Here is a 24918-nt window from a genome sequence, read left to right as displayed (position 1 = left end):
CTAGTTTTTGACGATCATTTAATAGCAATATCTTTGTTTTCTTTTATCCAATCTACCATAAGTTTTAACACTTAAAATACTTTTATATGGACTTGAATGTTACTTAAAGTAACCGTTAAAAACTCTTCTGTTCACATTGAATCTCTTATTGATTTGAATATGCTTAGAAAAAATGAATATCTATTATAGCTTTAATTTTTACAACTTTATTAAATAAGAACTAATGATTATCTACTCTACTATTCTTAATGTAAGTAACGATAGATTCTGCTACTTTTTGAAATTTTGTCATAAACAGGGGATACTATTATCTGGACATATACATCTAAAATCACAGAACAATTCTTTAAATCAGTCACTAATCCAGATAAACGAGAGCCGTATAGAAATTTAACTTTTTGTGATAACCTTTTTGCCATTAGTATACATATAAAGAACCTTTGCAAGAGTTAAGTCGATCTTTATGTTTTGATTAGCTTTATAGTAAATTTCGCAAGTAATTAAGCTACAATATATTTTATAAATAGTGTATTACTCTATGTTTTTAGTGAATAAAACAGAGAACCGTGTTTTTTAAAAACATCTATAATGGAACTATTTAGAAATATGAAAGCTTCGTGATTTAAAACTATCTTTCTTATAGTAATGCTAACTTTACTAGATAGCTAGTAAAATTGCTAATCCTTTTGATTTATTTTAGTACAAGAACACAGCTAGAGAAGCATACAAATCAAATAAAATTTACCCAGGATCTTCCATGTCTAGTAATGGATCATCCGTATAAATTGTGTTTTGATATGTTAAAACAATAGCATTACCTCCATAAATTTTACTAACATCAAGTTTGTTACTTTCAAAATCTTCTAGTCTTTTCATCTTATATATGTTTAATTAAATACCTACTCTATTAAAAAGGCTTTTCGGTTTTTGCCTAATTGTTGCGCAACAAATATTATTCGCATGTGCCTAGAAAAGACAATCCTGTTCAAAAAAATTAGTATGTTGTAAAATTATCCATATTCCTTGATAAATTAACTGCCAAGTCTGGATACTATAGTGGGGTAAGATATATTACTACAAACATAAAATAAATACTAAAACTCTACGTATGGAAAAACCACATAATTTATAAGGTTTTGTTTTATTCTTATACTATTCGTATCATTTTAACTACTAATTTAAGAGCTCTACTTCCTCCCAAAATCTGCTGGGATTTCACCCCAGGCTTTGGTTTCCCACTTTACTATTTTAGTAGTATATGTATTGTTTTTTAACCATTGTGTAGCTCGATCTATTAAATTAAAAACCTTTAGATTTTTACTGGTTTTGGCAAGTTTAGTTTTGCAGGTTTTCTGTCTGACCCAGCTCATTGCGATTTTAGAGTCTGTATATAAAATGCGGTCGCTATTGATCTTTTTTAAATACGCAAGACCGTGTACCAATGCTAAATATTCTCCGATATTATTAGTGCCCTGTTCAAAGGGACCTTGGTGAAAAAGCTGTTTCTCCGTTTGTGTATCCACTCCCCGATATTCCATTATACCTGGATTACCGCTGGATGCTGCATCTACCGCAATAGAATATAGATTAGGCTCGCCAAATCTTACTTTTTCAGCTTCAGATAAGTCAGACTTGGCTTTTTTTTGTCCTTTATAGTCTTCATAATCGCCCTGATATGCTTTTTTAGCAACCTCAAAATTTTCAAAGGACTTGTATTTCGCGCCAGCAAAACCGTTGATAACTGCTTTACAATCCTCCCATTTTGTATAGATGCCCGGACGATGACCCTCCCAAACTACATAGAATTTTTCTTTTTTAGCCATATCCGATTATGGTTGATTATATTTTCTTTCGCTTGACGCTTCATATTCTTTTGTATTCTTTTATAAGAATGAAAAAGAACATGTATATCTAAAGCTTCTTAATGATTACTTTTGACCCTCAGAATATAATAATTTTTCAATTACAACAGGAAAATGGATGTGTTCTAATTTATGAATAGCGCTAGCTAAATCCTTTGGATTATCCTTCTCAGAAATTGAAGTTTTTGCTTGAAATAAAATGGCTCCATCATCGTACTTTTCATTTACATAATGAATCGTAATTCCGCTTTCTTGCTCTTTATTATTGATCACAGCTTGATGAACATGGTCTCCAAACATACCTTTTCCGCCATATTTTGGAAGCAATGCTGGATGGATATTAATAACTTTATTCGGAAAAGCATCAATTATTTTTTTTGGAAAAATCCATAAAAACCCAGCCAAAACTATAAGATCTGGACTTGCATCCTTAAGGATATTAAGCACCTCATTGGTGTCGTAAAATGAGGATCGATCAAAATGCAATGCTTTAACTTTATGATCATGAGCTCTTCGTAAAACTTTGGCCTGTTGCCTATTAGAAAAAACATGTGTAACCTCTGCCCGCCCGTTGGCTTTAAAATACTTAATAATATTTTCGGCATTAGTTCCCGATCCTGAAGCAAAAATTACAATACGTTTCATAATAGCATGGTACTTGATCATTTGTTATTACAAAAAAAATAATAATTATCCATTTAGACGCAGTAAAAACACAATACTTCGTTATATTTGATAAAATACAAATACATTTTTCAGGGATTGTGGGGTTTTAAAATAAAGTTTTTTATTTTTGCCACTTAATTAAAAAATTAAAATTAAACATTATGTCAGACATTGCATCAAGAGTAAAAGCGATAATCGTTGACAAATTAGGAGTAGACGAAAACGAAGTAGTAAATGAGGCTAGCTTCACTAACGATTTAGGCGCAGATTCATTAGACACTGTAGAATTGATAATGGAATTCGAAAAAGAATTTGATATTCAGATACCAGATGATCAAGCAGAGAACATAGCAACTGTTGGTCAGGCAATATCTTATATTGAAGACGCAAAGTAATAACTTCACCACAAAATATGAGTTTAAAGCGAGTTGTAGTCACAGGACTAGGCGCACTAACGCCTATAGGTAACGATATTAATCAATATTGGGATGGATTAGTTAATGGTAAGAGCGGTTGTGCTCCCATTACTTATTTTGACACCGAAAAATTCAAGACTAAATTTGCTTGTGAGGTCAAAAATTACGTCCCAACAGATTATTTTGATAGAAAAGAAGCACGAAAACTAGACAAGTTTGCTCAGTATGCAATAGTCTCTTCAGAAGAAGCTATAAAGGATGCTGCCATTGATATGGATACTGTAGACAAGTTTAGGGTTGGTGTTATTTGGGGTGCTGGTATTGGTGGTTTAGAAACATTTCAGGAAGAGGTTATTAACTTCGCAAACGGTGATGGAACTCCGCGTTTTAATCCGTTTTTTATTCCAAAAATGATTGCCGATATAGCGCCAGGGCATATTTCCATCCGAAATGGTTTTATGGGACCCAACTATACCACAGTATCTGCTTGTGCCTCTTCGGCCAATGCAATGATTGATGCACTTAATTATATTAGATTAGGGCATTGTGATATCATTGTCACAGGAGGAAGTGAAGCAGCAGTTACAATTGCTGGTATGGGAGGATTCAATGCGATGCATGCATTATCAACTAGAAATGATACTCCCCAAACTGCCTCAAGGCCCTTTGATGCAACCAGAGATGGTTTTGTGTTAGGAGAAGGTAGTGGAGCATTAATTTTGGAAGAATATGAACATGCTAAAGCTAGAGGTGCTAAAATCTATGCTGAAGTCGTTGGTGGTGGTATGTCAAGTGATGCTTATCACATGACAGCTCCTCATCCAGACGGCATTGGTGTAGAGCGCGTTATGCAAAACTGTTTAAAAGATGCAGGTGTACAACCAGAAGAAGTAGATGCCATAAACACACACGGTACATCAACTCCATTAGGAGATGTAGCAGAATTGAAGGCTATTACAAAAGTTTTTGGAAATCATGCACCTAACATCAATATTAATTCAACAAAGTCTATGACTGGACACTTACTAGGTGCAGCTGGAGCAATCGAAGCTATTTCTTCGATTTTATCTATGAAGCATAGTATTGTGCCACCAACGATCAACCATACAACAGTTGATGAAAACATAGATCCTTCTTTGAATTTAACGTTGAACAAAGCGCAAAAACGTGAAATTAAGTACGCTATGAGTAATACTTTTGGCTTCGGAGGTCATAATGCTTGTGTGTTATTTAAAAAATTAGACGAGTAATAATGAGTGTTATTCGTAACATATTAAATTCCCGCTCTGAAAAGAACGGGAATTTTTTTTCCAGAATTCAGGAAATACTTGGTTTTAAGCCTCGAACTATTGCCAATTATGAAAAAGCCTTTACCCATCGATCTCTTAATCTAAAAGATAAAAAAGGAAATGCCGTTAATTATGAACGTTTAGAGTTTCTTGGAGATGCTATGTTGAGCAGTATTATTGCCGCACATCTTTTTAAAGAGGTCCCAGAGGGCAATGAGGGGTATTTGACCAAAATGAGGGCTAAAGTAGTAAGTAGAAAACACCTCAACGAATTAGGAAAAGATCTTAAATTAATTGAATTAGTAAGAACCAATATCCCTAAATCACAGTTCGGTATAAACATACATGGTAACCTTTTCGAATCGCTTATTGGAGCTATTTATCTTGATCGAGGTTTTAATTACTGTGAGCGTTTTGTTCACGAAGCTGTTATTAATCCTTATGTTGATATAGAAAGCTTAGAAGGGCAAATTATAAGCTACAAAAGCTTATTGATTGAATGGTGTCAAAAAGAGAAAAAAGACTTTAGCTATGAGATCTATGAAGATACTGGTAAAGATGAAATTAAGCATTTTGCCGTAAAACTCTGGATAGATAATAAAGTCATTGCCAAGGCTAGAGCTACTTCAAAAAAGAAAGCCGAAGAGAAATCCTCAAAACGTGCATATTTTGCACTGCAAACAAAAATGACTGATTAGCTAGAGAGGGCCGTTTTGGAACCAAAAATTATTTTTGCACTTACTATTTTACCTCTTTGACTCAAAAGATGTTAACGCAATCGTTTTCGGTTCATATCTTCACAAAGATTTAAACTTCTTGGTAAAATTAATTTGTATATTTCCCATTGATTTTAACAAAACCAATCACTAAGTGGCTGTTCAACGACTCGTTTTAGATACACTTGCAGAAGATGATTATGAACTTATAGCTATTCATTGCTCATTAGAATCTTATCGATTAGCTTTTTTGCTAAATAAAATACTGGATATTAAACTTTACCGTAAAGAAAGAGATATTCAATTTAAATATGATGATGTATTGGCAGCATATCCGTTCTATCAATTTTATGATGAGTATCTATATACCACCTATTCTTTTTTTGCAAATACATTTCGCCATAAAATGAATACAAATGATACAATGCATAGTGAATTGTTTAGTAGCGAGCAAAATCATACAACCAAATATCTGATTCCCGAATTAAAAAATGTAGATTATTTTTTAAAAATTGAATCAGATTCTATACAGTCTTCAAATAAGAAGTTACTGATGCAGATACAACATATAATGCAAATTGTGACGGCTTATACTGTAGACTATAATACACTAAAATCTAAGAATAATTTAATTTTTGACTAATGCCAAAACGTAAAAAAACCAAAATTGTAGCAACTCTAGGCCCAGCAACAAGTACAAAAGAAGTACTTAAAGATATGCTCGATGCTGGAGTTGATGTATTTAGAATTAATTTTTCTCACGCTGATTATGATGATGTAAAGGAACGTATAAAAATGATCAGAGAGCTTAGTGATGAGCACGGTTATAATACGGCTATTCTTGGAGATTTACAGGGTCCCAAATTACGCGTGGGCGTTATGAAAGGAGATGTTATTGTTAATAAAGGAGACACGATAGAGTTTATCACTGGCAAACCTTTTGAAGGTACTGCCGATCGTGTATATATGAATTACACAGAATTTCCTAAAGATGTGAAACCAGGTGAAAAAATCCTTTTGGATGATGGTAAATTAATGTTTGAAGTGGTTACTACCAACGATAAGGATAATGTAAAAGCAAAGGTGATACAAGGAGGGCCCCTACGGTCCAAAAAAGGAGTAAATCTTCCTAACACTAACATATCGTTGCCTGCTTTGACCAAAAAAGATGTGAAGGATGCAATATTTGCTTGTGAGCAAAAGGTAGATTGGATAGCATTATCTTTTGTTAGGCATGCCGAGGATTTGATGGAGCTTCAAGAACTTATTAAAAAGCATAGTGATCATAAAATACCTATAATAGCCAAAATTGAAAAGCCCGAAGGGGTTGAAAATATCGATAAAATAGTTTCCTACTGTGATGGTCTAATGGTTGCTCGTGGTGATCTGGGGGTTGAAATTCCGGCGCAAGAGGTGCCGCTTATTCAAAAACAACTAGTTTTACGTGCTAAAATAGCTCGTATACCAGTAATCATCGCTACACAAATGATGGAAACAATGATTGATAGTTTAACACCTACTCGTGCCGAGGTAAATGACGTAGCAAACTCTGTAATGGATGGTGCAGATGCTGTTATGCTATCTGGAGAGACCTCTGTAGGTAAATATCCTGTACAGGTTATTGAGACCATGTCAAAAGTTATTCGAAGTGTAGAGAATTCTGATTTAATCAAAGTACCTCAAAACCCACCCCACATCAGAACAAATCGTTTTATCACTAAATCTATCTGTTATCATGCTGCTCATATGGCCGATGATATTGACGCCAAAGCGATATGTACATTGACAAATAGTGGATACACTGCCTTTCAAATTTCAGCATGGCGTCCTACTGCACATATTTTAGTTTTTACCAGTAATAAAAGAATTTTATGTCAGCTTAATTTACTTTGGGGAGTCAAGTCTTTCTTTTATGATAAGTATGTAAGCACTGATGAAACTGTTGAAGATGTAAATCAATTAGCATTAAATCGTGGCTTCGTAAAGAGTGGCGATATGTTAATAAACTTAGCAGCTATGCCTGTATCCAATAAGGGTATGGTAAACACCTTACGGGTATCACAGATTTAATAAATATAGTGAATAAAAAAGACCGTTATCCACGGTCTTTTTTATTCACTCCTTTTAAAAGCAAATAGTAAAGATGGTTCCTACGCCCACTTCACTTTCTACTTGGATTGTACCTCCCATAGATTCAATTTGATTTTTGGTAATAAAAAGTCCTATCCCAATTGCATCTTTGTTAGAATGAAACGTTTTATACATTCCAAAAACTTTTGATTCGTTTGCTTTCATATCGATTCCACTACCGTTATCAGATATCTGTAAACACTTATTTTCACCTTTTATGTAAGAAGAAATATGAATAATTGGTGTGCGATCTGGATGTTGATATTTTATAGCATTTGTAATTAAATTTAAAAAAATACTTTCGATATAGGCAGGAATATAGGCTATTTCTGGAAGCAACGAGAAGTCAGAAACAATCTCTGCCTTTGTTTCGTTAATCATATAGCCAATACCATTAGTAACCAACTGAAGTGCCTCTGTAAAATTAACTGGAATTCGTTCTTGTTGGTTATTTGTATGAATCGTTACAATTTCATTAAGATGATCAATTGTTGTGTTTAAATTATGTGATATATGACGTACTTCACTTATCACTTCTTCACGTTCATCTATATTTTCTATATCATCCATAAGTTGTACTAGTAATGATAAGTTGCTAGTATGTGAACGTAAATTATGAGATACAATATGTGCAAAATTAAAAAGCTTAGAGTTTTGCGAAGCAATAATATCCATTGACTTTTGGAGTCGTAGCTCTTTACGTTTGGCCTCGTCAATATCTTGAAAAACTCCTCTAATCCCAATAATCTCTTTTTCTCTCCCATAGACTGGCTTGCCAATTGCCTTTACCCAGAACTCTCTACCTTTTGAGGTTAGCATTTTGATCTCTGTATTAAATGATGTCCCAGACATTGCACATTTAAAAAATAGATCGGCTGCCAATTGCTTATCATCATCGGCATAATATTGCCCCGAATTTTTAAGGGAGGGAATGTAATTTTCGGGATATTCAAGTATTCTTCTAGTCTCAAAATCCCAATAACTTTGTTTTTTATTAAAATCTACGTACCAACTTCCTGTAGAAGTCATTTCTGCAGTCTCGCGATAATAAAAGATATCTTTCTTAAATGATTTTTCTGGTTCTAATTTAATTTCAAAAAAGAAAATAAGTTGTACCAAGGACTGTATGTTAACAGGAAGTTCGTCGTTAGTCGCACATCTAAAAAGTTGATAGTTACCTTCCTTATTCAGGATACGTATATGTTGTTTAAAATTTTTATTGTCTAACTTGTATTCCTTAAAATTCTTTACAAATGCTGCTGCATCCTCTCGGTGCAATAATTGTTCGATAAAATAGGCATAACTAGACGGCAGTTCCTTTTTTGAATAGCCTAAGGTTGTAAAAAATTTAGTTGACCATTTAACTTTGGCTGTATCTGGGCTTAGCTCCCAGTACCCAGTATCAAAATCTTTTAAAACATTATTAAAGAGTCTGTTTTTTAACACAAAAAAAAATTTAAATGATTTTTTATAACAAGATATGAAATTCTTACGTATCTCCTTCTATTCTGTCTAGCCGTATAGATAGAGCCTTTGTTGATAATTGCACTTCTATAAAAGACAAAGTAAGAGATACCATTAGTGATAAGAGACTTAACCCAAAACTAATATGGGCTATCTGTATATAGTCAAGATATAAAAAAGTCATGGTACTAACACTACCCAAAAAACTTAAAATTGCGATTGCTTGCATATGTTGTATTAACCAAAGTCTTTTTCTTAAATTCTTAATTTGTAAGCTGACATTGTCTGATAAAGAAACTTCATTTTCTTTAAATAATTGCCTTATAAGTGCTGCTATAGCCAAATATCGAGCATTATATGCTAACATGGTTAGCGAAATTGCAGGAAACAATAGTGCGGGTATACTTAAAGTAAGTGTCATAAATTTTGAATTACATTACTACCAATAGAAAATGAACAATATATTTAATATTTTATTAGTATCACTACGAGTTGGATTTTCATATTTTTAAGTAAAATAGTGAGCTACATGGAATTTATAGATTATTATAAAATTTTGGGTTTAGACAAAAAAGCCTCGGCATCAGAGATTAAAAAAGCTTACCGAAAGCTAGCAAGAAAATATCACCCTGATCTTAATCCAAAAGATATTGAAGCTAAAAAAAAGTTTCAACAAATAAATGAAGCTAACGAAGTGCTAAGTGATCCAGCAAAGCGAAAAAAATATGACCAATACGGTAAAGATTGGCAACATGCTGATCAATTTGAAGCCGCTAAAAAACAACAAAGGGCACAAGGTTCACCTTTTAGAGGCTCAGCAAACACAGATTCTAGCTATTCATACTCTGGAAATTTTGATGATGATACTTTTTCAGATTTTTTTGAAACCATGTTTGGAGGTTCGCAAAGAAAACAAGGCCGTGGTTATAACCCTCAATTTAAAGGACAAGATTATAATGCCACTGTAAGATTAAACTTAACAGATGTATATACTAGTCAAAAACAAACGTTGACTATTAATGATAAAAAAATTCGTTTAACCATTCCCGCAGGGGTTGAAAATGGACAAACTATTAAAATAAAAAATCATGGAGCACCAGGAATACAGGGAGGTCCCAACGGGGACCTCTACATAACATTTGAGATTTTAAACACCTCTGATTTTAAAAGAGATGGTGCAGATCTTTATACAAATGTTGAGCTTAATCTTTTGGATGCTGTTCTAGGAGGAGAAATAACTGTAGCTACATTCGATGGTAGAGTTAAATTAAATGTCAAGCCAGGAACACAAAGTCTAACCAAGGTGAAATTAAAAGGTAAAGGATTTCCGAAATACAAAAAAGAAGGAGAATTTGGAGATCTATACATCACTTATCTAGTTACTATTCCAAAACAATTGACTCCAAAACAAAAGAGCTTGTTTACCGAACTTAAAAATTTAAACGTATGATTACCAAAGAATATATTTTAACACAGGACTTATGTAACCGTTATAATATTAACACCTCATTTGTTAAGCTATTAGAGGAAAAAGAATTAATTGAAATTTACCACATTAAAGAAAAGTATTATATACATATAGATCAAATAGGGCGTTTTGAACATATCCTAAGATTAAACACCGAACTGGGTGTTAATATTGACGGTATCGAAGTGATCCAACACTTATTGAATAAAATTGAAAAACTGCAGCAGGTGAATCTCAAATTAAGAAACCGACTACAGCTTTTTGAATAAATTTCTATTGTATTTCAAAATCTTCGATTACCACTTCGTCTCCATTACTAATCTCAATTTTATAATGTCCTACAGGTAGGTAGTATTTTCCATTTTTCTTTTTGAAAAGTTCATCATCAGAAAACTCTTTTTCGTAACTCTTTTTACCTTCTTCAGTTAAACTAAGATCATACGCTAGATAATTTAGCCCTCTGTCGGCATTAGTTTTAAAGCTGTATAGATTTTTACCTTCTTTGGTTGTGATTGTTGCCGTAAGAGGTCCTTTCTTTTTACTGTATACTTTAAACCATACTTCTGGCGTAGTAGGCGTTTGCCAACGGCTCCAAGTGTTACCCCATTTTTTTGAGAAAGTTATAGGAGAAACAGGAAATACATGTAGTATTGTAGAAAGTTTATTTCCTAATATCTGCAGTGGCTCTATATTCGCTCGATAGATACTTCTCCCATGGGTGCCCAATAGTAAATCATTGGTTCTAGTCTCGATGACCATGTCGTGCACAGCTACAGGTGGTAGTCCCTGTACAAAAGACTCCCATGTCTTTCCTAAATCCAAACTTACATAAGCTCCATTATCGGTTCCTGCATAGATAACGTTTTTGTTCTTAGGATCTTCAATAATAACATTTACAGAAGCCATTGGGATATTGGTGCTTATAGAACTCCATGTCTCTCCACGATCTTCACTACGATACATATACGAGCTAAAATCATCCCAACGATAGCCGTTCAAAGCAACATATACTCGATCTTTTACATGTTTGGAAGCTACGATTCTGGACACCCAGAGATTATTAGGCAAGTTTTTTGAAAGTAACTTCCAACTACCACCTGAATTATCACTGCGGTAAATAAAACCGTCATCACTTCCTGTATACAGCAATCCAAATTGAAACGGAGATTCACTAATCGATGTCAACGTACCATATGCTACATTGCCCGATTTACCACCTCCCGTCAAATCATCTGATAGTGCCACCCAATCGGTACCTTGATTCATAGATCGCATTAGCTTATTTCCTCCTAAATAAAGGATATCCTGATTATGAGAAGACAGTGTAATGGGAGTTTGCCAATTAAACCTATAAGGTGACTCTCCTAATTCATGTTTTGGCTGAATGTAGGTTGACGATCCTGTTGCACGGTTAAGTCTATAATAATTACCAAATTGAAATCCTGTATATACAATATCAGCATTACGATTATCAACCTGGACCTGCATCCCATCTCCTCCCATAATACTTTGCCATGGATATTGACCGCTTTGATGCCAAGCCACATTTTCTTTAGCCGTACTGGATCCAACCCAAACACCATTATCCTGTAAACCTCCATAAATATTATATGGCTCTTTGTTATCAACCTGTATTGCATAAAATTGACCTACATTAGGTTGATTTGCTTTAATCCAGTTTTTTCCGTCATCATAGGTAATATTAACACCTCCATCGTTTCCATTAATCAAGTGGTTGGCATTTTGTGGATTGATCCATAACGCGTGATGATCAGCATGTACATTGTCGGCACTAATACTCTCAAATGTTTTACCACCGTCTTTTGACTTCACTATAGGCACACCAGATATATAAACATGCTCTTTATTTTTAGGATTAACTTGTATTTGTGCAAAATAGTAACCGTAGCTATAGAAGATATCATCTAAATACTCATCATGCGTTTTTTTCCAAGTTTTACCACCATCATCTGTTCTGTAGACCTCTGCACCAATTACTGGTGTATCAAAAAGTGCTGTATTTGCATTATCGAGATATTTGGCTAGGTCCATTGGTTTTACACTACCCCCGCGTACCATGTGTTTTACATTTTCTGCTCTATACTTTTCTTGAAAACCATTACGTTTTAAAAAAACATTCAACTTTTTATCTTCAATTTTCAAAAAATCTGAAATAGTCATTGTTTTAAAATCCTCTTTTGTGAGTACCTTTTCATCATTCTTTTTTGTTCTTTCTGTTCTTCGATATTGGTTATCCAACACTGCGTAGGCTATCTTTTGATCATACACCGCTAATCCAATTCGACCCACGCCTTCTCCTACGGGAAATCCACTTACTTCTGTACTAATTTTAGTCCAGTTTTTGCCTGCATCAATACTCTTGTATATAGCAGAATGTGTACCATTACCTTTAAAATTCCAAGCTTTTCTATTTTTTTCCCAAGCAGAGGCATATTGAATATCAAAATTTTCTGGTGCCATTGCTACATCAATAATTCCCGTATTTTCATCAATAAAAAGTGTTTGTTGCCATGTCTCGCCACCATCTACAGTTTTATAGAGTCCTCGTTCTTTATTAGGTGAATACAAATGACCTATAACACCAACTACTACTTCTTTTGGATTAGAAGGGTTAATCAAAATTCTACCTATATGATGAGAATCTATAAGACCCATATTTTTCCACGTTTTTCCTAAATCTTCTGATTTCAAAATTCCTGTACCAGCATAAGAGGATCTTGAAGCATTATTCTCTCCAGTACCCACCCAAAGTGTACCAGTTTCCCAGTGTACTGCAATATCGCCGATATTTATTGTTTTTGCGCCATCCAGTACTGGTAAAAATGTGGTTCCATTATTATTAGTATACCATAAACCACCCGATGCATACCCTACGTAAAACTCTGAAGGTTTTTTTGGATTGACAGCTATATCCACTACGCGCCCACTCATAACCGAAGGACCTATGTTTTCAAAAGGTATATTTTTTACCAAAGATTTGCTAGCTAGTTCTTGCTTTTCAACAAGCGCTTGTTGATAAACCTTTGCTGATGTTGCTGGTTGCTGAGCGTAAAGGAAGCTTGTGAGCGTAATAAAAAACGCGGTAGTACAAATTAATTTCATGAGTGTTTGATTGTGGATTATGCAAAAAGAATGAATACCATACAATGTTTAAAAACTGAGCTAAGTATTATTGTATCTTCTTTCAATATCTTAGGTTTGCATAGAAAATTATTAATTTAAGCCTATGAAATTATGTAATGTTAAAATAGTGTCAAAATATTTAAATTTAGTTTAACAATACTTAAAGATATAGCCAACTTTTGTATACTGTACCTTTAGCTAAAAAAATCATTTTGAAAACGTTTATATTATAAAAATTAATAGAGAATCACTTAAAAATAGCACATGAAGTACGATCCAATTGATAAGAATCTATTTATCAAAAACAGAAAAAATTTTATGGCTCAAATGAAGCCTAAAAGTATTGCCGTATTTAATAGCAATGATATATATCCTATAAGCGCAGATAGTACAATGCCATTTGAGCAGCATCGTGATATATTTTACCTAAGTGGTGTTGATCAAGAAGAAAGTATATTAGTATTGTTTCCCGATGCACCAAAAGAAAAACATCGAGAGATATTGTTTCTTAAAGAAACAAATGATCATATTGCCGTTTGGGAAGGCGAAAAACTCAATAAAGAGAGGGCTTTTGAAACCTCAGGGGTAAAAACTGTATACTGGTTACAAGACTTCGAAAAAGTATTTTTTGAAATCATGACGCAGTCTGATACAGTATACGTAAATACCAATGAACACTATCGCGCTAATGTAGCAACCGAAACTCGTGAGGATCGATTTACTAAATGGTGGAAAGCTAAGTATCCTGCACATGCTGTTGCCAAAAGTAATCCAATTTTACAGCGTTTACGTTCTGTAAAAGATCCAATTGAACTAAAGCTTATGCAAAACGCCTGTGCTATTACAGAAAAAGCCTTTAGGCGCGTTTTGTCTTTCGTAAAACCAGGGGTATGGGAGTATAATATTCAAGCAGAAATTATGCATGAATTCTTAAATAATCGTTCCAAAGGTTTTGCATACACACCCATAATAGCCAGTGGTAATAACGCCAACGTGTTGCATTATATACAAAATAATCAAGAATGTAAGTCCGGAGATCTCATATTAATGGATTTTGCAGCCGAGTATGCTAATTATGCAAGTGACTTATCCCGAACAATCCCAGTATCTGGAACATACACCAAAAGACAAAAAGATGTTTACAACGCTGTTCTAAGAGTAAAAAATGAAGCAACAAAATTATTAGTACCTGGAGCCTATTGGGACACATATCATATAGAGGTTGGTAAGTTGATGACATCAGAATTATTAGGACTTGGTCTATTGGATAAAGCAGATGTACAAAATGAAAACCCCGACTGGCCCGCTTATAAAAAATATTTTATGCACGGGACTTCACATCATATCGGATTGGATACTCATGATTACGGAATCCTTACAGATCCTATACAAGCGAATATGGTCTTTACCGTCGAACCTGGTATTTATATTCCAGAAGAAGGTTTTGGAATTCGCCTAGAAGATGATGTTGTTGTTCAAGAAAAAGGAGAACCGTTTAATTTGATGGGATCTATCCCGATCGAAGCTGAAGAGATTGAAAGCTTAATGAATGAGTAACTGCTGATTTCTAATATTTTATAATAAGAACCCTATGGTATGATACCATAGGGTTTTTAGTGTTTTTCAAATACTAACTCGGCGGTATAGCCGTAAATCTTTTCATGTGATTTTTTATAGTTTAGTGCCTCAATAACACATAAATCATAATTCATGAAAAATTTACTCTATACTATAAGTTTTCTTATGGTATTTTGGTCTTGCGCCGAAAAAAAAGAAGCTGCTCTAGTTGGTACTTGGAAATTATCTGAAGTTTTAGTAGATCCTGGTAATGGCAAAGGCACATTTCAAAAGGCAAATCAAGAGAAAGTTATTACTTTTTTTGCAGATGGCACTTTAAAGACAAATGTTTCCTATTGTAATATGGCCAAAGACACCACTATAGGTAAAGCTGGATCGTATTCAATAGCAGATTCTAAACTAAGGATTACCTGTGATACATCAGAATCAAACATAGATTTCAAATTGAATGACGGCGAACTTATTATAGATTTTCCTACACAGTGCATTGAATCTTGTAAAGAGAAGTATATAAAGGTAAAGTAATTCTTAAGCCAATTATACAATTCTTCATTCGTAAAACTTTTGTTTTTGTTGAAGCTTAAAATGTTAACTGATACTTACAATAAAAGCCGACCCTTAGAGTCGGCTTTTCAATGAACACTTGTTCCATTAAAGTTTAAAGAATTACTCTTTTACAATCTTTTCTATGTATTGTGATCCATTCGCTTTGTCGATTGCTTTGATTACATAGATTCCCTGAGGAAACGATTTCATGTCTACTTGCAGAATTGAACTTCCAAAGTTCATAACCGCTTGTTGTGTATATACTTCTCGTCCTGTTACATCGGTAATCGATATAAGTAAAGAACTTCGGTTTTTTGTGGTAAAGCGAATACTTAGTCTATCAGTCACAGGGTTTGGCGAAGCTACAATTTCAACACCTTCTACAGTATCGGCTTCAGTCAATAACTCGCTATCGTAGTCAGTAGGTTTATCAATACTTACACTTCTCTTTTGTAATGGGATTGTTTCACCTGATGCTACACAAACAATAGCGTCCAAATCATACCCATCTGCAAACCAAGGAAACTTATTGCTATCACTCCTATCAACTACTTTTATATACTTTGCACTACGCAAACCACCACTAGCCAGATCAAAAGCGCCGTCCTGACAGGTACTTCCAAGAGATACAAACGTTTCTCCATCTACAGAAGCAAAAACCTCAGCTTCTTCCGGAAAATAATGACAGGGAATATTGTCTCTAAATCCGGTAGATTCATACACCATAAATTCGTCGCTGTCAACATTGTCAAAAATTTCATTATTCAATGCAATAGTAATAGCTCCCCCAAATCCTAAACTTACAAAGTTAAAATATTGGCGCTCTTTGGGGCTACCCAAAGCTTTTTCAGGACGACTTCGATAAGAAGCAACACGACGACCATCTTTACGTAAACCTTGATCAAAAGCAATTACAGAACCTCCAACGCAATCATTATCTACAATTTGTGGCGTTAATAGAAAACGAGCAGATACTGGTAAATGATCGGAGGTATTAAAAGCATAATCATTGTCATATACATCATAGTGCACCGTAACTGAATTTTCAAGATAACTGTTTTGCAATTCGTTGGTAATCGCTATGTGATCAATCATATTTTCTCTAAAAATATAAGATCGTAAACCAGCTTTACTTAGTGCAGATGAGACAATAGCGTAGTTTGCTGTATCTTTAACATATTGCTCATAACTAGAAATCTTTAAACTTATATCTGCCACTGTAGCATCTACATCATCATTGAAATCTCCTAACAACACTACTTTATTATTCGCAAAATTGGTGTCCAGCGAATCTTTTAGCACTTCGACATCATACTTACGCATATCATACCGGTCTTGAGCATTTGTACCACTATTTGCTCGTGCGTGCAAAGCAATAAAATCCATACGCTCGGTTACTCCATTTATTGTTATATCTGCAGTCATCAAAAATGGTAAACGTCCACTCGCAAAGAATCGTGTTGTTTCATTAGGATAATCGTCTATTGTACTTGCATCGCCACCATTATATAAGGGGTGAATAGAAGTAAACATTGGACGTGTAGCAACTATGTTAACTGTTTCAGTTTTATAGATAAATCCAACTTTTTGAACGTTTGAGGTAGAAGAAGGGTTAGAAAATGCATCCGATAATATAAAATCATATCCTGGTAGTGCACTTACCAGTTCTGCAAATAGTGCGTCATCTGCAATTTCTTGCACGGCATAAATATCTGCATTTAACTTTTTTAATACTACAGCTGTACTGTCTCGCTGAATAGCATCAGACATTGGATTGTTGCCTACTGGAGAATTGGCTTCGTCTCCAAACCACTCGATATTCCAAGTTACGACATCAAGAGTTTCCTCTTTTGGAAATCCTATCGTATCTCCTGGCGAAATGAAGTCTAATGCACAAGACATATCATCAGCATTACGAGGTAAGAGTTGATAAAATTCTCTAAAACGACCTACGACTCCTGTAAGTTGCGGACACGTTATTGGCTGTACTTTTCCTACCAGCGTAGTTACATCATTATCGATACGTAGCTCTCCTGTACCACTACCATCTGTTAAAGTAAAATTTGCATTACCAAAAAGTAAATCGCCTGGATTAGGAAATGCTGTGTTTTCTACGATTACTAACTCTCCAGGATGATTGGCGAGTTCTGATAGCGTAATAGGTAAGGGTATAATAGGTTGCTTAGGTTTTCCATTAGCAACAACATCCACTACCGAGTCAATTTGTACTTGATCATTAAATGCTACTCGGGTACCTGTGAGAGTCAAAGAATCTCCAATTTTAAAGTTAGCATCCGATTGTAGTTCTTGATTAAAAACAGCAATACCACCTGTAGAATCTTGAATAAATGCTGGTCCTTTAAAATTATCGGTCGCTGTAAGGACTCCTGTAATAGTTACTGGCGTACCAATTGCTGCTGCACGAGCTGCTGCAATAGAAATAATCTCGCCAGGCTCTACTATTATTGCTTCATTAGCAACTCCTGGTGTTGGTTTTTTGACTACAAAGGTATTTGTATTAAGGGGGCCACCTGTTCCATTTGGCATACGTTGTAGAGATTCCCCATCTTTATTCCCGTTACTGTTCTCATTAAGTTGAGGGGAGTTTTCTTCTAATAAAACCAACAATTCCAAGTCATCATCATCATCTGTACCATAAACAATGGCATCAATAAGACGATTTGTAGTTAGTGCCGTTCCGTTAGGAAAACTATTTGCATCATCAAAATATAAAGCAACGGCATCTGCTCCATTTTGAAAACTGTTATTGGGTACTACCAAGTTCACATTTGCAACGTTAGCATTTCCGATTACAAAATATCCTTCAGCATTAGTAGAAAAGCCATCCAAGTCAAATGCATTGTAACTTGTATCGCCATTACCGTTATAATTTACAATAACGTAGCCATCCAAAGTAGTATTCCCTATACCACCATCATATAATTCTATAAACTCTAAAACATCAGAACCTTGAGTATCTGCATCGAGCTCATTAATGATTAGCGCAGTTGGAGCAACTAGTTGGTTTTTAAATCCTGGAGTATTTATAGCTTCTCCTGGTTGGGCCATTGCTAAAGGAAAACTTGGTAGGCCTTGACCATCAAAATCATTACGTGTCCAATCTAAGACGGAGTCTGTGTCGATAGCATTAGGTAACCTTGAAGCTCCACCTACAGTAAAAATACCAGAATCAAAGTATGGTGTTAGTACTACATTGGTATATATACTATCAGAGTCTCCTCCGTCATAAACACCCACTGCATCCAAAATTGCTTCCCAAGGAGTACTATCAAATTGAGCATCATTGTCACTATCTACATCCTCACCTAAAGTTCCCGTAAAATTCTTAACCAAAAGAAGCGTTAAAGATCCATTCTCAACAGCATTAGGTGGAAAAAAAATTGTTAAGTACCCCAATGAATTTGTAGTGGCAAGCTGTATAACTTGATCGATCGTTCCTGCAGTCTCACTGTCGCCTTCAATTACTAGTACTGTATACTCAGATAAATCGGTGTTGGGACCTGCTACAATTTCTAAAAACTCATCTGTATCTGAACCTGTATGATTAAACACAAATTCATTAATAAGTGGAGTAATCATTGTAGTTTCAAAAGTCTGATTTGAATTTATGGCTCCATACGTATTTGTATTTAAAACTTGCCAGTCAAAATCAGCATAGTTTGTTCCATTTCCTATAAGTTGTAAAGATGCACCCACTTGGGTGGTATTGGTTTCTGAAACTCCAATATCAACGCTTGTAATTCCTGCCGCGGGTCCATCTGTTGCATCAATAACCCCTTCATAACTTAAAAACTGAATAACTGCATTGGCTGAGTTTACTAATGCGATACCATCGGGTGCTCCATTTTGTATACCATTAGAGGGTAATAGCTCTACCAAAGTTCCATACCCATTTTGTTGGTTAATAATTGTACCCGATAAATTAATTGTTCTATACATTTGAGAAGTGGCTCCATTATATAAAATAAGACTCCACCCACTTAGATCTGTCCCTGCGGGACCAGCAATTTCTATAGCTTCATTAATATCCGTGCCCGAATTGTCATAGTGAATTTCATTAATAAAAATGGTTTGTGCGGTACTACTCATAGTACGGCATAGGGTAATTGTCACCAAAAAAGTGAAGAGTAATTTGAGATTCATTGTGTGTGTTTTAAATATAATTTATACCATGGCAATTTAGAAAATCGTGGTAAACTCGGGTAAGTATTTAAGATTATCAAACCTTTAAATAACAATGTACTGTTTTTTTTCCAAACTTAATTTACTTTTAATTCAATTTTAAGGTAACGAATACGGGAAAATGATCACTATATCCTCCTTGATAATCTGGTCCTACATACGTACGAAAAGGGCTCCCTTTATAACGTCCTTTAAAAACCTTTACGTATTTTCTATCAAATATGTCGGCATGATTGAAGCTATGTTTTCCTTGCTCAAATTTATGAAAAGAATGACTCAAGATAATTTGATCAAAACTGTACCATTGGCTTCGATAACTTAACGTGCCACGATATCTAGTATGTAATTTTTCCATTGGATTGTAAAAATCCTGTTGAACCAAGTATTTTTTTATACTCTCACTACTTGGGTCATCATTAAAATCACCCATTACAACAATTTTTGACGCTGGGTTTTGAGCACGAATTTGTTGAATTAGCTCCCGATTTTTTTTAGCAGCTATAATGCGTTTATATGCAGTACTATCTGCACCTTCCCTTCTTGAAGGCCAATGATTTACTAATACATGTATTTTTTCATTATTTAATAAGCCCTCAACATGCAAAATATCTCTTGTAAAATCTCTTACTCCTGGTTCATTATCTACTAGGATGCTAATTGTTTTTGAAGTAATTACTTTAAAATGTTCTTTTTGATACAGGAGTCCGACATCTATACCCCGCTCATCAGGCGAATCAAAATGAACAATGCCGTAATTAAAGCGTTTCATTTTTTTGCTATTTACCAAATCTGATAAAACTTTTTTGTTTTCAACTTCTGACACTCCTACCAGTGAGGGTGGTTTGTTGGTTTTAGAACTTCCTATTTGTACTATTACAGAGCTTAATTTGTACAACTTCTTTTGGTAACGTTTACGATTCCAACTTCGCTCTGCATTTGGCAGAAAGTCATCGTCCAAGGTTATAGGATCATTTACAGTATCAAATAAGTTTTCGAGATTGTAAAAAGCTAGCGTATAAAGCGATTTTTTTTTTGACGCGTTAAAAAATGGTAATTGCATGTAGGAAGAAATTATAAGAAACTCCTAAAGTACAAATTCAAACCCATACAATGTTGTACCTTTGGAAACAAATAACGTAGCTGTAAGCACACGTAGATTAAAGCAAGATCGATGTTAGAAAAAAAAGACTTTGAGTACGAAAAAGCCATATTAATTGGCATTGTTACAAAACATCAAAATGAAGAAAAGCTTAACGAGTTTTTGGATGAGTTAGCGTTTTTAACATATACGGCGGGAGGCGAAGTGGTTAAGCGTTTTACTCAAAAGATGGAAAAACCTAACTCTAAAACTTTTATAGGAACTGGTAAAATGGAGGAGGTTTTGGCGTATGTTGAGCAACATGATATTGGTACCATAGTTTTTGACGATGAACTAACACCTGCCCAGCAACGTAATATTGAGCGTATTTTAAAAGCAAAAATTATTGATCGTACAAATCTTATTCTTGATATTTTTGCCCAACGTGCGCAGACGAGTTATGCTAGAACTCAAGTTGAACTTGCACAGTATCAATACTTATTACCGCGGCTAATGGGAATGTGGACGCATTTGGAACGTCAACGAGGAGGTATAGGAATGCGTGGTCCTGGTGAGACCGAAATTGAAACCGATAGACGTATCGTGAGAGACCGGATTTCTTTACTAAAGAAAAAATTACTTACCATTGATAAACAAATGGCTACACAACGAGGAAACCGGGGTCAATTAGTACGTGTAGCTTTGGTCGGATATACAAATGTTGGGAAATCGACGTTAATGAATGTCCTTGCCAAAAGTGAGGTGTTTGCCGAAAATAAATTATTTGCAACACTCGATACCACTGTACGTAAAGTAGTAATAGGCAACTTACCGTTTTTATTAAGTGATACGGTTGGTTTTATAAGAAAGCTACCTACACAATTAGTAGAAAGTTTTAAGAGTACATTGGACGAGGTTAGAGAGGCTGATTTATTATTGCATGTAGTTGATATTTCTCACCCACAATTTGAGGATCATATTGATTCGGTACATAAAATTTTGGAAGAGATTAAAAGCTTGGACAAACCTATGATTATGGTTTTCAATAAAATAGATACGTATTCGCACGAAACTATTGAAGTAGATGACCTTACTACAGAACGAACCAAAGCTCACTATACATTGGATGAATGGAAAGATACTTGGATGAGTAAGATTGGTGACAATGCTTTATTTATATCTGCCATTAATAAAGAAAATATCGAAGAGTTTAAGAAACGAGTGTATCAAGAAATTCGTGAAATACATGTAACTCGTTTCCCTTATAACAGTTTTTTATATCCAGAATTCATGGAGCAAGAGCACAACCAGTAATTTAAAAACTATAGGTAAGTCCAAAACCAAGAATTTCTCTTATTTGAAAACCATCGGTTGCATTGTCATCATATATAGCTTGAAAAGCTAAGGTAGTTGAGATGTATTTGTTCACCTTGAGTTGTAGGTTCATCATATAATCAATATCAATATTGTAAGCATCCTCAATATAATTGGAGTAAAAGTTCAAAGTGTTTTCTAGGGATATGTTTTTCATGATTGTAAACTTTGCGTACATAGAAACAGATCCTCCAAATTCGAACCTTGATGTTTCACCTTTATCTAATCCAAAATAATCTCCGTCTTCGTAATCCTCCCCTTCCGTAAATCGGTTATCTACAAAAATCATTCTCGCTGTTATTGGTGCGATGTTTATATATAGTAAATCACTTTTTTTCCATAAAATACCTGGACCTGTTTGAATATAGGCTGGAGAAAAGAAGCGTGTTTCTTCGATACGTATCTCCTCATCGGTATCAGGCTCTTTTTCGAAACGAAAACCTTTGTCGAATTGGGATTTAAAATTGAGAAAATAAGAATAATACCAACTTGATGTTTTGATTCTTTTACTAAGAACCGAGTTGAGCTCCATCCTATCGTTGGTCTTACGAGTGAATTTTTTATCTTTTATTTTAGTAAGTCCATAATCTGCTAAAAAACGATTGTTAAGTGTTAGACTTCCTTTTCTATAATTAAAATCGAATTTTACCGTAATATTCCCTGCAAGATTAGTTGTCCCTCCACCTTGCCAATTGTTGTTAAATGCTGCTTGATTAATTAGCGTGGCAATTTTGGTTTGTGTTTTCCATCCATCTATAGAATCCTTTTCAACATTTTTTTGTTGGGAATACGCCGCAAAAAAATTCAAGGTAGTTACAACATATAGAAGATAATTTCTCATCCTTCAAAATTAAGTCAATTTCAAAAATGCAAATATAAAGAGTGCTTAGTATTGATAACGGCTATCAAAGAAATTTATTAGTTTTTTATATAAGAAAAATGCCTCCCTTATAAGGAGGCACACTTTAATTTTTTGGTAAAATCTATTGTTAGAATCCGTAGTTGATTCCTAATCCAAAAACTTCACGTATTTGAAAACCTTTTACGGCATTGTCATCATAAATTGCTTGGAATGTTATATTGGCAGACATAAAATCATTGATGCTCATAGCTATATTTGCCGTGTAATCTATATCAACATTTTGTGGATCTTCTAGGTAGTTAGCATATAAGTTCAAAATGTTCTCCATAGATACATTTTTAACCAAATCAAACTTTGCGTAACCACTAATAGCTGCTCCAAATTCGAAGCGTGTAGATTCATTGGCATCAACACCAAAATAATCTCCATCGACATAGTTAGGCGTACTAGTAAAAGCATCGTCTACGAAGATTAATTTTGCAGTTGCTGGAGCAAAATTTACTTTTAAATTATCACTTTTCTTCCATAATAATCCAGGTCCAGCTTGCAAGAAACCTGGTGATAAAAAATGAGTTGTTTCTATACGAGCTTCTCTTGAACCGATAACTTCACCGTTCTCTATGATATCTTCTTGAAAATAATCATAACCAGCATCAAATTGAGTTCTAAAGTTTAAAAAGAAAGAATAAAACCAATTAGATTCGTTGATCTGTTTACCTAGGATTGAATTGAGTTCTAATCGATCATTTGTTTTTCTTACAAATTCTTGATCTTTTAACTTAGTAAGCCCATAGTCAGCTAATACTTTGTTATCCCATGTTAAATCGCCTTTGCGATAATTGAAATCATATGTTAATGATACATTACCTGCAATGTTAGAGGTACCTCCACCCTGCCATTCTGCATTAAAAGCTGACTGATTGAAAAGCAAACTCAACTTGCCAGAATCACTCCACCCGTCTTTTGGTGTTTCTTCTTTGGTTTCTTCTTGAGCATAAGTAGTTGCAACACTCACTAATACAGCTAGTGTGATAAAAGTTTTCTTCATGTTAATAGTAGTTTTATAAGAATATTTTTTTAGAGCTTTTGTTATACAACGCTATAGATTAATTTAAATACATTTTATATGTGTAAAGATACTAATGCATGTAGTTCTAGATAACAGTTACGTAAGTATAAGAGCTGATTTTCGACAAAAAGCTTTTTTTATCGATTAACAACTTTACCGTTTAAATAATGGAACAGATGAACACGCTTCACCATATCGCAAACTCCTAACAAGTGGTTGTAGTTTCTGTATGGCCATAGTATATGCATTGGGTGGTACAGGCTTATGAGCGCACCCTTTAATTATTACGTATTTATCTTTATAAGCCGAATAGTCTAAATCATTTAATATAGTTTGATAAAGATGTGTTTCTAGTGTTTCTAGTGTGCCTACCACTACCTCTGTACTATAAGGAGCTATTGAGGTTGCTAATAAAAGATATGCCCATCCAGGAATAATGGCATCTGTAGAACAGTGTAATGCAACATAAGCGTTTTTGTATTGTGTCCAGTCATGTTGCGCTATATGTTCTCTAAAATCCTTTTCCTTTAAAATTAGTTCTTCAAATAACCAATTTTTTATATCAAATAAAATTCTCTCGCCTTCTGGATAATACTGTTCTAAATCAAAAGTTATAAGTTTTTGATTTTGTGCTACTCTATTAATAATTTCTTCCTCCATAGCTTCAACCTAAAAGAATCTATATGTTATACCTGTTATGATTCGTAAGATTTTGGACAGTTTATTATAACATGCCCAATTCTAATTTAGCTTCCTCGCTCATCAAATCTTGAGACCACGTTGGTTCAAACGTAAGTTCTACCTCAACATCATTTACTGCATTGAGAGATTTAACTTTTTCTCTTACTTCTTCAGGAAGTGATTCTGCAACAGGACAATTTGGTGAGGTCAGTGTCATTAAAATCTTTACATCATAATCTTCATTTACAAAGACATCATAAATAAGTCCCAGTTCGTATATATCTACTGGGATTTCGGGATCGTATATAGTTTTAATAACTTTTACAATTTTCTCTCCCAGTTCGTTTGTATCTATTGTTGTTTCGCTCATAG

At 34.3% G+C, this 24918-nt stretch carries 22 protein-coding genes; 10 read left to right on the top strand and 12 right to left on the bottom strand.

Going from position 1 to position 24918, the window contains the following annotated elements; all coding sequences use genetic code 11:
• Positions 1-741: 741 nt before the first annotated feature.
• From ACE939_RS13535 to purN, 3 genes are all read right to left on the bottom strand, one after another.
• On the bottom strand, positions 742-876 hold the full coding sequence (locus ACE939_RS13535; RefSeq protein WP_378186128.1) for a hypothetical protein: 135 nt from the start codon (positions 874-876) through the stop codon (positions 742-744).
• A gap of 311 nt (positions 877-1187) precedes the next feature.
• Complete coding sequence (locus ACE939_RS13530; protein WP_378186127.1) at positions 1188-1823, bottom strand: viroplasmin family protein; 636 nt, start codon at positions 1821-1823, stop codon at positions 1188-1190.
• Positions 1824-1928: 105 nt separating this feature from the next.
• On the bottom strand, positions 1929-2507 hold the full coding sequence (purN, locus tag ACE939_RS13525) for a phosphoribosylglycinamide formyltransferase (RefSeq protein WP_378186126.1): 579 nt from the start codon (positions 2505-2507) through the stop codon (positions 1929-1931).
• A 182-nt stretch (positions 2508-2689) separates the two neighbouring features.
• Here purN and ACE939_RS13520 point away from each other — a divergent pair, with 182 nt between their 5' ends.
• The 5 genes from ACE939_RS13520 (at position 2690) to pyk (ending at position 7019) form a co-directional block, all read left to right on the top strand.
• Positions 2690-2923, top strand: a complete 234-nt coding sequence (locus ACE939_RS13520; RefSeq protein ID WP_024768509.1) for an acyl carrier protein — start codon at positions 2690-2692, stop codon at positions 2921-2923.
• Between the two features lie 17 nt (positions 2924-2940).
• Positions 2941-4194, top strand: a complete 1254-nt coding sequence (gene fabF, locus ACE939_RS13515; RefSeq protein ID WP_378186125.1) for a beta-ketoacyl-ACP synthase II — start codon at positions 2941-2943, stop codon at positions 4192-4194.
• 2 nt (positions 4195-4196) lie between these two features.
• Positions 4197-4931, top strand: a complete 735-nt coding sequence (gene rnc / locus ACE939_RS13510) for a ribonuclease III (protein ID WP_378186124.1) — start codon at positions 4197-4199, stop codon at positions 4929-4931.
• 172 nt (positions 4932-5103) lie between these two features.
• Positions 5104-5592, top strand: a complete 489-nt coding sequence (locus ACE939_RS13505; protein ID WP_378186123.1) for an IPExxxVDY family protein — start codon at positions 5104-5106, stop codon at positions 5590-5592.
• Positions 5592-7019 (top strand): pyruvate kinase, encoded by a 1428-nt coding sequence (gene pyk / locus ACE939_RS13500; protein ID WP_378186122.1) that lies wholly within the window; start codon positions 5592-5594, stop codon positions 7017-7019. The genes ACE939_RS13505 and pyk overlap by 1 nt, the downstream gene beginning before the upstream one ends.
• Before the next feature lie 54 nt (positions 7020-7073).
• On the opposite strand, the gene ACE939_RS13495 is transcribed toward pyk, so the two are convergent.
• Positions 7074-8525, bottom strand: coding sequence for an ATP-binding protein (locus ACE939_RS13495; RefSeq protein ID WP_378186121.1), 1452 nt, complete (start codon positions 8523-8525; stop codon positions 7074-7076).
• Positions 8526-8568: 43 nt separating this feature from the next.
• Positions 8569-8964 carry a DUF2721 domain-containing protein gene (locus tag ACE939_RS13490; RefSeq protein ID WP_378186120.1) on the bottom strand — a complete coding sequence of 132 codons (396 nt, stop codon included), beginning with the start codon at positions 8962-8964 and terminating at the stop codon, positions 8569-8571.
• A 108-nt stretch (positions 8965-9072) separates the two neighbouring features.
• On the opposite strand from ACE939_RS13490, the gene ACE939_RS13485 reads away from it, so the two are divergent.
• Together ACE939_RS13485 and ACE939_RS13480 are read left to right on the top strand one after the other, a co-directional pair.
• Positions 9073-9993 (top strand): DnaJ C-terminal domain-containing protein, encoded by a 921-nt coding sequence (locus ACE939_RS13485; protein WP_378186119.1) that lies wholly within the window; start codon positions 9073-9075, stop codon positions 9991-9993.
• On the top strand, positions 9990-10280 hold the full coding sequence (locus ACE939_RS13480) for a chaperone modulator CbpM (RefSeq protein ID WP_378186118.1): 291 nt from the start codon (positions 9990-9992) through the stop codon (positions 10278-10280). Before ACE939_RS13485 ends, ACE939_RS13480 begins: the two co-directional genes overlap by 4 nt.
• Before the next feature lie 4 nt (positions 10281-10284).
• Here ACE939_RS13480 and ACE939_RS13475 read toward each other — a convergent pair whose 3' ends face one another.
• A complete protein-coding gene (locus ACE939_RS13475; RefSeq protein WP_378186117.1) occupies positions 10285-13134 on the bottom strand; it encodes a WD40/YVTN/BNR-like repeat-containing protein in 2850 nt (949 codons plus the stop codon).
• A gap of 285 nt (positions 13135-13419) precedes the next feature.
• Between ACE939_RS13475 and ACE939_RS13470 the strand changes: the two genes are divergently transcribed.
• Both ACE939_RS13470 and ACE939_RS13465 read left to right on the top strand, forming a co-directional pair.
• Complete coding sequence (locus ACE939_RS13470) at positions 13420-14712, top strand: aminopeptidase P family protein (protein ID WP_378186116.1); 1293 nt, start codon at positions 13420-13422, stop codon at positions 14710-14712.
• A 153-nt stretch (positions 14713-14865) separates the two neighbouring features.
• Positions 14866-15258 (top strand): lipocalin family protein, encoded by a 393-nt coding sequence (locus ACE939_RS13465; protein WP_378186115.1) that lies wholly within the window; start codon positions 14866-14868, stop codon positions 15256-15258.
• Between the two features lie 141 nt (positions 15259-15399).
• Here ACE939_RS13465 and ACE939_RS13460 read toward each other — a convergent pair whose 3' ends face one another.
• Both ACE939_RS13460 and ACE939_RS13455 read right to left on the bottom strand, forming a co-directional pair.
• Positions 15400-19443, bottom strand: coding sequence for a T9SS type A sorting domain-containing protein (locus ACE939_RS13460; RefSeq protein WP_378186114.1), 4044 nt, complete (start codon positions 19441-19443; stop codon positions 15400-15402).
• A 127-nt stretch (positions 19444-19570) separates the two neighbouring features.
• Positions 19571-20542 carry an endonuclease gene (locus ACE939_RS13455; RefSeq protein WP_378186113.1) on the bottom strand — a complete coding sequence of 324 codons (972 nt, stop codon included), beginning with the start codon at positions 20540-20542 and terminating at the stop codon, positions 19571-19573.
• A gap of 111 nt (positions 20543-20653) precedes the next feature.
• Between ACE939_RS13455 and hflX the strand changes: the two genes are divergently transcribed.
• Positions 20654-21874: a GTPase HflX gene (gene hflX / locus ACE939_RS13450; RefSeq protein WP_378186112.1), complete on the top strand. Its 1221-nt coding sequence runs from the start codon at positions 20654-20656 to the stop codon at positions 21872-21874.
• Position 21875: 1 nt separating this feature from the next.
• Here the strand turns inward: hflX and ACE939_RS13445 are convergent, their stop codons facing one another.
• The 4 genes from ACE939_RS13445 to ACE939_RS13430 form a co-directional block, all read right to left on the bottom strand.
• Positions 21876-22775, bottom strand: coding sequence for a DUF3078 domain-containing protein (locus ACE939_RS13445; RefSeq protein ID WP_378186111.1), 900 nt, complete (start codon positions 22773-22775; stop codon positions 21876-21878).
• A 148-nt stretch (positions 22776-22923) separates the two neighbouring features.
• Positions 22924-23844 carry a DUF3078 domain-containing protein gene (locus ACE939_RS13440; RefSeq protein ID WP_378186110.1) on the bottom strand — a complete coding sequence of 307 codons (921 nt, stop codon included), beginning with the start codon at positions 23842-23844 and terminating at the stop codon, positions 22924-22926.
• Positions 23845-24018: 174 nt separating this feature from the next.
• Positions 24019-24525, bottom strand: a complete 507-nt coding sequence (locus ACE939_RS13435; protein ID WP_378186109.1) for a DUF2480 family protein — start codon at positions 24523-24525, stop codon at positions 24019-24021.
• 64 nt (positions 24526-24589) lie between these two features.
• Entirely contained in the window at positions 24590-24916 is a 327-nt protein-coding gene (locus ACE939_RS13430; RefSeq protein ID WP_378186108.1) for a DUF59 domain-containing protein, read from the bottom strand.
• Positions 24917-24918 lie beyond the last annotated feature (2 nt).

It is taken from the genome of Aquimarina rhodophyticola, assembly GCF_042434915.1.
In the GTDB taxonomy this organism is placed as follows: domain Bacteria; phylum Bacteroidota; class Bacteroidia; order Flavobacteriales; family Flavobacteriaceae; genus Aquimarina.
The sequence above is the reverse complement of the archived record's forward strand: the minus strand, read 5'-3'. Positions and strand labels throughout refer to the sequence as shown.

Bases quoted from the DNA above. Each gene is read 5' to 3' on its own strand.
- ACE939_RS13440 (WP_378186110.1), bottom strand. From the start codon at position 23,844: ATGAAGAAAACTTTTATCACACTAGCTGTATTAGTGAGTGTTGCAACT.
- rnc (WP_378186124.1), top strand. From the start codon at position 4,197: ATGAGTGTTATTCGTAACATATTAAATTCCCGCTCTGAAAAGAACGGG.
- ACE939_RS13430 (WP_378186108.1), bottom strand. From the start codon at position 24,916: ATGAGCGAAACAACAATAGATACAAACGAACTGGGAGAGAAAATTGTA.
- ACE939_RS13475 (WP_378186117.1), bottom strand. From the start codon at position 13,134: ATGAAATTAATTTGTACTACCGCGTTTTTTATTACGCTCACAAGCTTC.
- ACE939_RS13485 (WP_378186119.1), top strand. From the start codon at position 9,073: ATGGAATTTATAGATTATTATAAAATTTTGGGTTTAGACAAAAAAGCC.
- pyk (WP_378186122.1), top strand. From the start codon at position 5,592: ATGCCAAAACGTAAAAAAACCAAAATTGTAGCAACTCTAGGCCCAGCA.
- fabF (WP_378186125.1), top strand. From the start codon at position 2,941: ATGAGTTTAAAGCGAGTTGTAGTCACAGGACTAGGCGCACTAACGCCT.
- ACE939_RS13465 (WP_378186115.1), top strand. From the start codon at position 14,866: ATGAAAAATTTACTCTATACTATAAGTTTTCTTATGGTATTTTGGTCT.
- purN (WP_378186126.1), bottom strand. From the start codon at position 2,507: ATGAAACGTATTGTAATTTTTGCTTCAGGATCGGGAACTAATGCCGAA.
- ACE939_RS13460 (WP_378186114.1), bottom strand. From the start codon at position 19,443: ATGAATCTCAAATTACTCTTCACTTTTTTGGTGACAATTACCCTATGC.
- ACE939_RS13470 (WP_378186116.1), top strand. From the start codon at position 13,420: ATGAAGTACGATCCAATTGATAAGAATCTATTTATCAAAAACAGAAAA.
- ACE939_RS13480 (WP_378186118.1), top strand. From the start codon at position 9,990: ATGATTACCAAAGAATATATTTTAACACAGGACTTATGTAACCGTTAT.
- ACE939_RS13490 (WP_378186120.1), bottom strand. From the start codon at position 8,964: ATGACACTTACTTTAAGTATACCCGCACTATTGTTTCCTGCAATTTCG.
- ACE939_RS13445 (WP_378186111.1), bottom strand. From the start codon at position 22,775: ATGAGAAATTATCTTCTATATGTTGTAACTACCTTGAATTTTTTTGCG.
- ACE939_RS13435 (WP_378186109.1), bottom strand. From the start codon at position 24,525: ATGGAGGAAGAAATTATTAATAGAGTAGCACAAAATCAAAAACTTATA.
- hflX (WP_378186112.1), top strand. From the start codon at position 20,654: ATGTTAGAAAAAAAAGACTTTGAGTACGAAAAAGCCATATTAATTGGC.
- ACE939_RS13535 (WP_378186128.1), bottom strand. From the start codon at position 876: ATGAAAAGACTAGAAGATTTTGAAAGTAACAAACTTGATGTTAGTAAA.
- ACE939_RS13530 (WP_378186127.1), bottom strand. From the start codon at position 1,823: ATGGCTAAAAAAGAAAAATTCTATGTAGTTTGGGAGGGTCATCGTCCG.
- ACE939_RS13520 (WP_024768509.1), top strand. From the start codon at position 2,690: ATGTCAGACATTGCATCAAGAGTAAAAGCGATAATCGTTGACAAATTA.
- ACE939_RS13455 (WP_378186113.1), bottom strand. From the start codon at position 20,542: ATGCAATTACCATTTTTTAACGCGTCAAAAAAAAAATCGCTTTATACG.